At 72.4% G+C, this 11,696-nt stretch carries 11 protein-coding genes and 1 tRNA gene; 11 read left to right on the top strand and 1 reads right to left on the bottom strand.

Annotated elements, in window-relative coordinates:
• The first annotated feature begins 271 nt into the window (after window positions 1-271).
• From OG764_RS19120 to OG764_RS19170, 11 genes are all read left to right on the top strand, one after another.
• Window positions 272-1,252, top strand: coding sequence for a trypsin-like serine peptidase (locus tag OG764_RS19120; protein ID WP_328969644.1), 981 nt, complete (start codon window positions 272-274; stop codon window positions 1,250-1,252).
• Between the two features lie 140 nt (window positions 1,253-1,392).
• Window positions 1,393-1,479 (top strand) — tRNA-Ser (locus tag OG764_RS19125).
• 338 nt (window positions 1,480-1,817) lie between these two features.
• Complete coding sequence (locus tag OG764_RS19130; RefSeq protein ID WP_328969645.1) at window positions 1,818-2,231, top strand: DUF6344 domain-containing protein; 414 nt, start codon at window positions 1,818-1,820, stop codon at window positions 2,229-2,231.
• A gap of 503 nt (window positions 2,232-2,734) precedes the next feature.
• On the top strand, window positions 2,735-3,052 hold the full coding sequence (locus OG764_RS19135; RefSeq protein ID WP_328969646.1) for a hypothetical protein: 318 nt from the start codon (window positions 2,735-2,737) through the stop codon (window positions 3,050-3,052).
• A 281-nt stretch (window positions 3,053-3,333) separates the two neighbouring features.
• Window positions 3,334-4,491: an acyl-CoA dehydrogenase family protein gene (locus OG764_RS19140; RefSeq protein ID WP_328969647.1), complete on the top strand. Its 1,158-nt coding sequence runs from the start codon at window positions 3,334-3,336 to the stop codon at window positions 4,489-4,491.
• 119 nt (window positions 4,492-4,610) lie between these two features.
• On the top strand, window positions 4,611-5,579 hold the full coding sequence (locus OG764_RS19145) for a bifunctional MaoC family dehydratase N-terminal/OB-fold nucleic acid binding domain-containing protein (RefSeq protein WP_328973066.1): 969 nt from the start codon (window positions 4,611-4,613) through the stop codon (window positions 5,577-5,579).
• 1 nt (window position 5,580) lies between these two features.
• Window positions 5,581-6,834 (top strand): acyl-CoA dehydrogenase family protein, encoded by a 1,254-nt coding sequence (locus tag OG764_RS19150; RefSeq protein WP_328969648.1) that lies wholly within the window; start codon window positions 5,581-5,583, stop codon window positions 6,832-6,834.
• A gap of 104 nt (window positions 6,835-6,938) precedes the next feature.
• Window positions 6,939-7,325 carry a MaoC family dehydratase gene (locus OG764_RS19155; RefSeq protein WP_328973067.1) on the top strand — a complete coding sequence of 129 codons (387 nt, stop codon included), beginning with the start codon at window positions 6,939-6,941 and terminating at the stop codon, window positions 7,323-7,325.
• The gene (locus tag OG764_RS19160) at window positions 7,322-8,491 is read left to right on the top strand and encodes a lipid-transfer protein (protein WP_328969649.1); all 1,170 of its coding nucleotides are present in this window, start codon (window positions 7,322-7,324) and stop codon (window positions 8,489-8,491) included. Before OG764_RS19155 ends, OG764_RS19160 begins: the two co-directional genes overlap by 4 nt.
• Before the next feature lie 117 nt (window positions 8,492-8,608).
• Window positions 8,609-9,154, top strand: coding sequence for a SigE family RNA polymerase sigma factor (locus OG764_RS19165; RefSeq protein WP_328969650.1), 546 nt, complete (start codon window positions 8,609-8,611; stop codon window positions 9,152-9,154).
• Between the two features lie 173 nt (window positions 9,155-9,327).
• The gene (locus tag OG764_RS19170) at window positions 9,328-10,977 is read left to right on the top strand and encodes a long-chain fatty acid--CoA ligase (RefSeq protein WP_328969651.1); all 1,650 of its coding nucleotides are present in this window, start codon (window positions 9,328-9,330) and stop codon (window positions 10,975-10,977) included.
• 134 nt (window positions 10,978-11,111) lie between these two features.
• Here OG764_RS19170 and OG764_RS19175 read toward each other — a convergent pair whose 3' ends face one another.
• Window positions 11,112-11,687, bottom strand: a complete 576-nt coding sequence (locus OG764_RS19175; protein WP_328969652.1) for an antibiotic biosynthesis monooxygenase — start codon at window positions 11,685-11,687, stop codon at window positions 11,112-11,114.
• Window positions 11,688-11,696: the final 9 nt, after the last annotated feature.

An 11,696-nucleotide genomic window follows, 5' to 3' on the forward strand; every position in this document is an offset into this window, starting at 1 on the left:
GGCGGGTTTGCGACGGAGTGGGGTCGGAATCCGGCCGGATTTCCGTCGGGGCCGACCGAACGTTCCGACGAGTTCCTGACATTCCAGCCCGGCCGTGGCAGTCTGCCTGCCGCACGCCGAGTCAGTCGAACCAGCTGACGGCTGATCCAGCCGATGCAGCCGAACCGGCTGATCCGGCCGCTGCATTCGTTTCGTCGATCCGCACCGACAGCACTTCACCCCCACCCTGCCCGGGCCCCGACCGGCCCCGGCACGGCAGAAGGAGTCCTGCGTGAACCGTCCTCGAACGGCCGTCTCCGTCCTGCTGGCAGCGGGCGCCCTCGTCGCCGGCGCACTGACGGCCGCCACCCCCTCGGCCGCGACCCCGGCCCCGGTCTCCCCCGCGCCCGGGGTCACGGCCACCTCGTTCAAGCCGCAGCACACCAAGGGCTTCTGGACCGCCGAGCGGATGCGTTCCGCGGCGCCCCTCGACCTGGTGGCGGCGCCCGGCGCCTGGGCGAAGGCTCCCGCCGCCCCGGCTGCCCCGGTCGCACCGACCGTGGTCCGGCCGACCACGGCCTCGCCGATGTCCTTCCCGCAGGCCGGCGGCCCGTGGACGGGCGGCGGCGCGGTGGTGCGTACCTCCGGCCGGGTGTTCTTCACCTTCCAGGGCCGCACGGCCTCCTGCTCCGGCGACTCCGTCACCGGCCAGAACGGCAACACGGTGATCACCGCGGGTCACTGCGTCAAGTACCAGGGCGCCTGGCACACCAACTGGGTGTTCGTGCCGGCGTACGACAACGGGAACGCGCCGTACGGCCAGTGGAGCGCCACCCAGACCTTCTCGACCGACCAGTGGGTGGCCAGTGAGGACATCAACTACGACGTCGGTCTGGCGGTCGTCGCCCCGCTGAACGGCCAGAAGCTCAGCTCGGTCGTCGGAGCCCAGGGCATCCTGTTCAACGGCGGCTACAACAAGGCGATGTACGCCTTCGGCTTCCCGGCGGCCGCCCCGTACGACGGCAGCAAGCTGATCCACTGCAGCGGGAATTCCGGCAAGGACTTCCTGCTCTCCAAGGACCACAGCCTGGGCTGCAACATGACCGGCGGCTCCAGCGGCGGTCCCTGGTTCCAGGGCTTCAGCGAGGCCACCGGCACCGGCCTGCAGGTCTCGGTGAACAGCTTCGGCTACACCTTCCTGCCGAACCGCATGTTCGGCCCGTACTTCGGCCCCGAGGCAAAGGCCGCGTACGACAAGGCCCAGACCGCCTGACCGTCCCGGCGGCGCATCGCGGCACACCCGCCCGGCCATCCCGGCACACTCGCCGGGCCGGTCCCGGAGGGGGACCGGCACCGTGATCGAGAGGATCCCGGTAGGCTGTAGCCCGCTCCGCAGCAGCACGGGCGGAGCCGGGTGGGTTGCCCGAGCGGCCTAAGGGAACGGTCTTGAAAACCGTCGTGGCAGCGATGTCACCGTGGGTTCAAATCCCACACCCACCGCAGTGTGGAAGCAGCAGGTCAGAAGGGACGTCCCGGGTTCGGGGCGTCCCTTCTGCGTTCGAGGGTCAGAGCGCGGCCGCAGCGGTGCGGATGGCGGCTCCGCTCGGGCGGCTGGGGGCGACTGGGGCCGCTGTGTGCACTGCGGGTACTGCGGGGGCGGGCCCGGTGCGGCACGGAACGGGATGGGGCGCAACCGGGGGCGGTGGGCCGACCGGGTGGTGTTTGTCAGAAGAACTGCGTGGGCGGGGCGTGGTTGCTCGTAGGGGCCGATTTGCGTCTGCATCATGACGAATGTATTCAGATCCGCCCGTCGGAACATCGGGAATCAGGAGTCGGTCATGGCTGGCAACAACCGCGTAGCGTCGCTCTGGACCACCGTCGTCACCGCGCTCGTCGCGTTCTTCACCGTCCTCGGATTCGGCGCCGCGGCCAAGGCCGCCGCCCGACCGGCCGCCGGTACCGCGAGCTCCGGCGCCGCGACCGACGCTCCGACGGCGCCGCCGCTTGCCGCCGCCGCTGCACCCCGTTCCGCGACGTCCAGCGCTTCGGGAACCGCCGCCCGGGTGTCGGTGCCGGTGCAGGACCGCAGGAGCCGGCGGGAGGCGCTGCGCGGCGGGGCCCTGCCGCCCACCATCGCGCAGCGTATCCGCGCCGAGGCCCACGGATCCTCGCCCTCCGTACGCCGCTCGACCACCGCTGACAGCACGGCCGTTGGGCACGTCACGCCGCAGGACCTCGACCTCGCGGCGTAGCCGCCGACCGGAGTTTCCGCCCCCGCGAGCGCCGGGGGCGTGCAGGGAGCGCACAGGACGACGCACAGGAGGAGCGGACCACGTGGGTCCGCTGAGGATCCGGGGCGGGTAGGGGCAGGCCAGGGACGGGCCGGGGGTGGTTCGGGGCAGGTGAGGGACGAAGCGGGGCTGGCTCGGGGGCAGGTGGGCGACGAGTCGGGGGAGTTCGGGGATCCGGCGGCATGGCCGGGGCAGGTGGATTTGGCGGAACGGTTCAGCCCTTGCGGCGAGCCGTTCTTCGGCGTTTCCAGGGCTCTGGATTGCCGATTTGGGGGCGTGACCGGGGTTTATCCGGAGTTGCTCATGCTTGCGAGCGAATCGACGTCTGCGGGGTGGTTTGCCGGGGATTCGGTGGGCAACTCTGGTCTCGACGTCGAGAGCACCACGAACACCATGAGCACCACTTCGAGGCGGTCGGCCAACTGCCTTGAAAGCCCCCGCAGTTCACATATGGAGGATTCAGCATGGCACTCGTCCGTACCGCCCGCGTCATCGCCGCCGTCGCCTCGCTCCCCCTCGCCGCCGCCCTCTTCTCCGGGGTCGCCCAGGCCGACAACGGGTGGGGATCCTTCGCCAACGACGGGTCGAACGCGAGCGTCGCCAGCATCATCGGCAGCGGCGTGGGTGGCAACAACCACGGGAACTCCTCGACCTCGCAGCAGGTGGCCACCGGATCCGGCGCGTCCAACCAGAACAACACCGCGCAGGTCAACGGCTCCGCCCTCACCGCCATCGACCAGTCCAACTCCAACGTGGCGGTGAATTTCCACCCCTGGTGGTGAGCCGGCGGTCACCCCTCCCGGTGAGCCCGCAGCCGCCCCCTGAGGGTGGGCCCGGAGCCCGCCCCGGGGTGAGCCGGGCGCCGGCGTGACGCCGGCGAACGCCCCGTGAGCGCCCCGTGAGCTACCTGTGAGCGCCCGTACGACCGGACCGGCTGGGGTCCCGTCGTACGGGCGCTTCGCCGTGCGGGGCCCGGTGTTCCCGTCGCCCTTGACACGGCAGATGTATCTGACGGACAGTCAGAAAACCTTCCGTGCCCGACCTCCCCAGGAGGCATTCCGCCGTGCATCTCGCCCCGACCGAGCCGCAGGTGCGGCTGCGCGCGGAACTGCGCGCGTACTTCCGTGCATTGATGCCCGACGGGCTCCCCGAGGAGCCCGCCGAGCAGCGCCGGCTGCTCCGCCGGATCGGTGCCGACGGAATGCTCGGCCTCGGCTGGCCGCAGGAGTATGGCGGCCAAGGCCGCGGCGCGGACGAGCAGTTCGTGTTCTTCGACGAGGCCTACCGGGCGGGCGCCCCCGTCTCCATGGTCACGCTGAACACGGTCGGCCCGACCCTGATGAAGTACGGGACCCCGGAACAGAAGGACTTCTTCCTCCCCCGGATCCTGCGCGGCGAGCTGGTGTTCGCCATCGGCTACTCGGAACCGGAGGCCGGCACCGACCTGGCCTCCCTGCGCACCCGAGCCGTCCGCGACGGCGACGACTGGCTGATCGACGGGCAGAAGATCTTCACCTCCAACGCCCAGAACGCCGACTGGATCTGGCTCGCCTGCCGCACCGATCCCGAGGCCCCCAAGCACCGCGGGATCTCGATCATCCTGGTGCCCACCGACGCCCCCGGCTTCTCCTGGACCCCCATCGAGACGGTCGGCGACCTCACCACCACGGCCACGTACTACGACTCCCTGCGCGTGCCCGCCGGCCATCTGGTCGGGCCCGAACACGGCGGCTGGGGGCTGATCACCAACCAGCTCAACCACGAACGCGTCGCCCTCGCCGCGATCGGCATGCAGGCCGAGGACTTCTTCGAGGCCGCGGTCGCCCACGCCCGCACCCCCGACCCGGTCACCGGGGAGCGCCCGGCCGACCGCCCCTGGGTGCAGGCCCGGCTGGCCGAGGCGCACGCCCGGCTGGCCGCCGTACGCCTGCTCAACTGGCGGCTCGTCCAGGACGTGGGCGCCGGCACCCTCGCCCCCGGCGACGCCAGCGGAGTGAAGTTCCTCGGCACCGAGAGCGCCGTCGAGGTCTACCGGATGTGCCAGGAGGTGGTCGGCGACAGCGCACTCGTCCGCGGCCCCGGCCCGGGTTCCTTCGGCGGCGGGGAGCTGGAACGCCTCAACCGGGCCGCCCAGATCAACACGTTCGGCGGCGGGGTGAGCGAGGTCCAGCGCGAGATCGTCGCCATGATGCGGCTCGGCATGAAGGGGAGGAAGCGGTGAGCGAGCAACAGCGGCCCACGCAGCGCACGCAGCCCACGCAGTCCACGCAGCCCACACCACGCACACCACCCACGCAGCCCACATCATCCACGCAGCGCACGCAGCCCGGCGAGGACGCGCTGTACGACGAGCTGTGCGGCTTCGAGGGGAAGGCGGCGGCCGTCGGCGGCCGGGGCAAGGACCCGGTCAACGAGCCCATGATCCGCCACTGGTGCGAGGCGATGGGCGACACCAGCCCGGCGTACAGCGGACCGGACGCCATCGCGCCGCCCACGATGCTCCAGGCCTGGACGATGGGCGGGCTGTCCGGCCACGCGGACGGCACCGGCCGCGCCACCGCCTACGACGAGCTCCTCGCCCTCCTCGACGGCGCCGGGTACACCTCGGTGGTCGCCACCGACTGCGAGCAGGAGTACCGGCGGCCGCTGCGCCCCGGCGACGCCGTGACCTTCGACGCGGTCATCGAGTCGGTGTCCCCCCGCAAGACCACCAGGCTGGGCACCGGGCACTTCGTGACCACCCGCATGGACATCCGGGCGGGCGCGGACGGCGAACTCGCCGGGACGCACCGCTTCCGGATCCTGAAGTACGCCCCCGCCCCCGCCGCCGTCGCGGCCTCCGCCTCCACCTCCCCCGCCGCCGTTCCGAGGGAGAGGGTTCCGGACCGGCCGACGGCCCGCCGGCCGCGCCCGGTGGTCAACCGCGACAACCGGGGTTTCTGGGACGGGATCGCCGAACACCGGCTGCTCATCCAGCGCTGCACCGGCTGCGGCACCCTCCGCTTCCCCTGGCTCCCCGGCTGCAACGCCTGCGCGAGCCCGGACTGGGACACGGTCGAGGCCTCCGGTTCCGGCACCGTCTTCAGTTACGTCGTCATGCACCACCCGCCCTTCCCGGCCTTCGACCCGCCGTACGCGGTCGCGCTCGTCGAGCTCGCCGAGGGGGTGCGGATGGTCAGCAACGTCACCGGAGTCCCGTACGACGAGGTGCGCATCGGGATGCCCGTACAGCTGGAGTTCCTGCGCTGCGACGAGGAGCTGGAGCTGCCCGTCTTCCGGGCGGACGAGCCGCAGGGGAGTGAGCGCTGACATGGACTTCCGCCCGTCCGAGGAACAGGCGGCGGCCGCCGGGCTCGCCGCGCAGATCTTCGCCGACCTGGCGACCCACGAGCGGCTGGCCGCGGCCGGCACCGGCAGCGACGCCGAGCTGTGGAAGGCGCTCACCACCGCCGGGCTCACCGCGGCCGTCGAGGAGGTCGGCCTGCTCGGCCTCGTCCTGCTGCTGGAGGAGCAGGGCCGCACCACCGCCCAAGTGCCGTACGCGGCGACCTGCGTGTACGGGATCCTCGCCCTCGCCCGGCACGGCAGCGCGGAACAGTGCGCCCGGCTGCTGCCCGCCCTGTACGAGGGAACGGCGGTCGCCACCGGCGCCTTCCCGGCCCGCGGACTCATACGGTCCGGTCCCGCCCGCGCCACGGCCGGTCCCGCCCCCGTGACCGCCACGGCCGGGCCCACCCCCGCCACGAACGGTCCGGCCTCCGTGACCGCCACGGCCGGGCCCACCCCCGCCACGAACGGTCCGGCCTCCGTGACCACCACGGCCGGTCCGGCCCCCATGACCACCACGGCCGCTCCCGGCATCACCCGCCTCACCGGCGTCGTCCCGTACGTGCCCTGGCTGCGCGACGCCACCCACGTCCTGGTCCCCGACGCGGACCGGGTGCTGTGGCTGGTGCGCGCCGGCACCCCGGGCGTCACGATCGAGCCGGTCGAGACCACCGCGCCCTGGTCGGCGGGCCGCCTCACCCTGGACGCGGCCGAGGCGGAACGTATCGGCAGCGGCGCCGGCTCCGGCAGCGGCTCCGGCAGCGGCGCCGGCAGCGGCAGCCGGGCGTACGAGGACGTCCTCGCCACCGCCCGTACCGCCTTCGCCGGGCTCCAGGCCGGAGTGTGTGCGGGCTCGCTCGCCCGGGCGGTCGCGCACACCTCCACGCGCGAGCAGTTCGGGCGGCCGCTCTCGACCAACCAGGGGGTCATGCTGCGGGCCGCCGACGCCCACATGGACACCGAGGCGATCCGGGTCACGGCGTACGAGGCGGCCTGGCGCATCGACCAGGCCCTGCCCGCCCGCCGGCACGCGCTGACCGCCGCCTGGTGGGCCGCCGAGGCCGGCAAACGGGTGGTCCACGCCGGCCAGCACCTGCACGGCGGCATGGGCGCCGACCTCGACCATCCCGTCCACCGGCACTTCCTGTGGGGGCGCCAGCTGGACGCGTACCTCGGTTCCGGAGCCGAGCTCCTCGCCGAACTCGGCGCATCGATCGCAGCGGAGGACGAAGCATGACGAGCCCCCACCCGCAGAGCCTCCACCCGCAGACCCCGGCCGCGACGCCCCCGGCCCCGGCCCCGGCGCCCGGGCGCGAGGCCCGCCCCGCCCCCGGAGCTGCGCTGCGGGCCGGCGACGAGCTGCCGCCGCTGGAGATACCGGTGACCCGCACCCTGATCGTCGCGGGCGCGGTCGCCTCCCGCGACTACCAGGACGTGCACCACGACGCGGAGCTCGCGCGGGCGAAGGGCTCCCCCGACGTCTTCATGAACATCCTGACCACCAACGGCCTGGTCGGCCGGTACATCACCGACCACCTCGGCCCGGCCGCCGTCCTCCGCAAGGTGGCCATCCGCCTCGGCGCCCCCAACTACCCCGGAGACACGATGGTCCTCACCGGCACCGTGATCGCCGTCCGTGACCGCACCGTCGAGATCCGCGTCCTCGGCGCCAACGGCCTGGGCCACCACGTCACCGGCACGGTCACCGCGGAGGTGGCGCCGGCATGAGCGTCCGCACCCGCGACTCGCTGGGCGGCCGGGCCGCCATCGCCGGCATCGGCGCCACCGAGTTCTCCAAGGACTCCGGCCGCAGCGAGCTGAAGCTCGCCGTGGAGGCCGTGCACGCCGCCCTGGACGACGCCGGGCTGAGCCCCTCCGACGTCGACGGCATGGTCACCTTCACCATGGACACCAGCCCCGAGATCACCGTCGCGCAGGCGTCCGGCATCGGGGACCTGTCCTTCTTCTCCCGCATCCACTACGGCGGCGGCGCGGCATGCGCCACCGTCCAGCAGGCCGCCCTGGCCGTCGCGACCGGGGTCGCCGAGGTGGTGGTCTGCTACCGCGCCTTCAACGAGCGCTCCGGCCGCCGGTTCGGCTCGGGCGTGCAGCACCGCGAGCCGTCGGCGGAGGGTGCCGCGCTCGGCTGGTCGCTGCCGTGGGGGCTGCTGACCCCGGCCTCGTGGGTGGCGATGACCGCCCAGCGCTACCTGTACGCGTACGGACTGACCCCGGAGGCCTTCGGGCACGTCGCCGTCACCGGCCGGCGGCACGCCGCGAACAATCCCGCCGCGTACTTCCACGGCAAGCCGATCACCCTCGCCGACCACGCCGCCTCGCGCTGGATCGTGGAGCCGCTGCGGCTGCTGGACTGCTGCCAGGAGACCGACGGCGGGCAGGCCCTGGTCGTCACCACCACCGAGCGGGCCCGGCAGCTGCGGCACGCGCCCGCCGTGATCACCGCCGCGGCCCAGGGCGCCGGCCGCCGCCAGGAGGGGATGACCAGCTTCTACCGGGACGACCTGACCGGGCTGCCGGAGATGAACGTGGTCGCGCGGCAGCTGTGGCGAACCAGCGGACTGCGTCCCTCCGACATCGATGTGGGCATCCTCTACGACCATTTCTCCCCGTTCGTCCTGATGCAGTTGGAGGAGTTCGGCTTCTGCAAGCCGGGCGAGGCCGCCGGATTCGTGGCCGAGGACGTCCTCCCGCTCAACACGCACGGCGGCCAGCTCGGCGAGGCGTACCTCCACGGGATGAACGGGATCGCCGAGGCGGTCCGGCAGCTGCGCGGCACCTCCGTCAACCAGGTCGAGGGCGCGGCCCGCACGCTCGTGACGGCCGGAACGGGCGTCCCCACGTCCGGCCTGATCCTGGGTGCGGACGGTGCGTGACGGGCGGCCTCCTTCTTCAGGAGGTAGGGCCAGCCCCACCCCTACAACCTGAGACGGATGCGCCTTCGGCACTTCGGGGCGATCCGCCGGGGGCGTCCGGACTTCTAGCGTGGAGCCATGACCACGCCTGTCTGCACGTACCCGTCGAAGCCGTCGTATGCGACGCCCTATCCGTCGTTCTCCTCGTACGTCCGGACGCGTGGTACGTCGCTGATGCGTACCGCGCGCTCGCTCACCGCGAACCCGTGCGACGCCGAGGACCTGCTGCAGACGGCCCTCACGAAGACGTACGTGGCCTGGGACCGCATCGAGGACCACCGGGCCCTGGACGGGTACGTCCGGCGGGCGCTGGTCAACACCCGCACCTCGCAGTGGCGCAAGCGCAAGGTCGACGAGTTCGCCTGCGAGGACCTGCCCGAGCCCGAGGGCCTGCCGTACGCCGACCCCGCCGACGCACAGGTGCTGCGCGACGCGATGTGGCGGGCGGTCACCCGGCTGCCGGACCGGCAGCGGGCCATGGTCGTCCTGAGGTACTACGAGGACATGAGCGAGGCGCAGACCGCCGAGCTGCTCGGGGTGTCGGTCGGCACGGTCAAGAGCGCCGTCTCGCGGGCCCTCGGCAAGCTCCGCGAGGACCCGGAGCTCAGCCCCGTCCGCCTCTGAACGGTCCTTCTCCCGGAGGCCCGCTTCGGAACGGCCTGTTTCCGCCTGTCCGACGGTTCCCGCCCGGCCCCGCCCACCCCTTTCGTACTCCCGGGTAGTGACAGGACCTCTCCGGCCTGCGCAGAATCGCAGCATCTCTTTTGCCGCCGCGCAGCGCCCACCGGGAGGACGCTTTGCTGAGCACCATGCAGGACGTACCGCTGACCGTCACTCGCATCCTGCAGCACGGGATGACGGTCCACGGCCGGTCGCAGGTCACCACCTGGACCGGAGAGCCCGAGCCGCACCGCCGCAGCTTCGCCGAGATAGGCGCCCGCGCCGGAGCGCTCGCCCACGCCCTGCGGGACGAACTCGGCGTCCAGCCGGACGAACGCGTCGCCACCCTGATGTGGAACAACGCCGAGCACGTCGAGGCGTACTTCGCGATCCCGTCCATGGGGTCGATCCTGCACACCCTGAACCTGCGGCTGCCCCCTGAGCAGCTGGTGTTCATCGTCAACCACGCCGCCGACCGGGTGGTCCTCGTCAACGGCACCCTGCTGCCGCTTCTGGTGCCGCTGCTCCCGCACCTGCCGACCATCGAGCACGTCGTGGTGTCCGGCCCCGGCGACCGCTCGGCCCTCGACGGCCTGAACGTCACCGTGCACGACTACGAGGAGCTGCTCGCGGGCCGGGCCACCGACTACCCGTGGCCCGAGCTGGACGAGCGCCAGGCCGCCGCCATGTGCTACACCTCCGGCACCACCGGCGAACCCAAGGGCGTGCTGTTCTCCCACCGCTCGATCTACTTGCACTCCATGCAGGTCAACATGGCCGAGTCGATGGGCCTGACCGGCGCCGACACCGCCCTGATCGTGGTCCCCCAGTTCCACGTCAACGCCTGGGGCCTGCCGCACGGCGTCTTCATGACCGGCATCAACATGCTGATGCCGGACCGCTTCCTGCAGCCCGGCCCGCTCGCCGAGATGATCGAGCGCGAGAAGCCGACGTACGCCGCCGCGGTCCCCACGATCTGGCAGGGCCTGCTCGCCGAGCTCTCTGCCAACCCGCGGGACATCTCGTCCATGAAGCACGTCACCATCGGCGGCTCGGCCTGTCCGCCCTCCCTGATGGAGGCGTACGACAAGCTCGGCGTAAGGGTCGTCCACGCCTGGGGCATGACCGAGACCTCGCCGCTGGGCACCATGGCGCACCCGCCGGCCGGTCTGAGCCCCGAGGAGGAGTTCCCGTACCGGGTCACACAGGGGCGCTTCCCGGCCGGGGTCGAGGCGCGGCTGGTCGGGCCCGGCGGTGACGTGCTGCCGTGGGACGGCGAGTCGGCGGGCGAGCTGGAGGTGCGCGGCAACTGGATCGCCGCCGCGTACTACGGCGGGGCCTCCGGAGAACCGCTGCGCCCCGAGGACAAGTTCAGCGCGGACGGCTGGCTCAAGACCGGCGACGTCGGGGTGATCAGCGGCAACGGGTACCTGACCCTCACCGACCGCGCCAAGGACGTCATCAAGTCGGGCGGCGAGTGGATCTCCAGCGTGGAGCTGGAGAACGCGCTGATGGCCCACCCGGACGTGGCCGAGGCCGCCGTCGTCGCCGTACCGGACGAGAAGTGGGGCGAGCGCCCCCTGGCCACCGTCGTCCTCAAGGAAGGCGCCACGACGGGCTACACGGACCTCCACGCCTTCCTGGGCCGGACGATCGCCAAGTGGCAGCTCCCGGAGCGCTGGGCGCTCGTCCCGGCCGTCCCGAAGACCAGCGTGGGCAAGTTCGACAAGAAGGTGATCCGCAAGCAGTACGCGGACGGTGAGCTGGACGTCACCAAGCTCGGCTAGCCGCAGCCGCAGCCGCAGCCGCAGCCGCAGCCGTAGCCGTAGCCGACGCACGGCCCCGGACGGTGTTTCACGTGAAACAACCACCGCCGGGGCCGTGTTTCACGTGAAACATCACCCCGGGCCGGGAGCCCGCTCTAGCGGGGGCTGAGCCAGCCCCGCAGCAGCCGGCTGACGGCCGGCATCGCCACGTACGTCATCAGGGTGCTGAAGACCACGGCGAAGGCCGCCGTGCGCAGGACGAAGTTCAGGTCCACCAGGTACGGCCCGAGCAGCGCGTTGCCCGCCAGCGAGATCGGGAAGATGGCCAGCCCCGAGCTGATCGCCATCTTCCAGCGCGGCGGCGCCGGCCGGGTCGTGCCCGGCTTGGCGAACCAGGTCTCCATGCCGGTGAGTTCCCGCCGGGCTATCTCGGTGTGGTGGTGGCCCTGGCAGTTGGCGAACCATGCGGCCCGCTCCGGGGAGTCCTGCCAGGCCTGGAAGGCGGCGTTGTCCCGGAACCGGTGGACCAGGAACCAGGGCGCGCCGTCACCGGCCGGCCGGAACAGGCCGTAGCCCAGGTGCCCTGAGAAGTGGGCCGCGGTGTCCAGGATCCCGCGCGCCCACTCCTCGAACGACTCCTCGTACCCGGGTTCGACCTGCCGGGCGATCAGCAGCGTCACCTCGCCGTTGTCGGCGGGCACGCTCTGCTCTGGGGTGTCGGTGATGGCCATCCGTACAGG

This window comes from Streptomyces sp. NBC_00239, from assembly GCF_036194065.1.
In the GTDB taxonomy this organism is placed as follows: Bacteria; Actinomycetota; Actinomycetes; order Streptomycetales; family Streptomycetaceae; genus Streptomyces.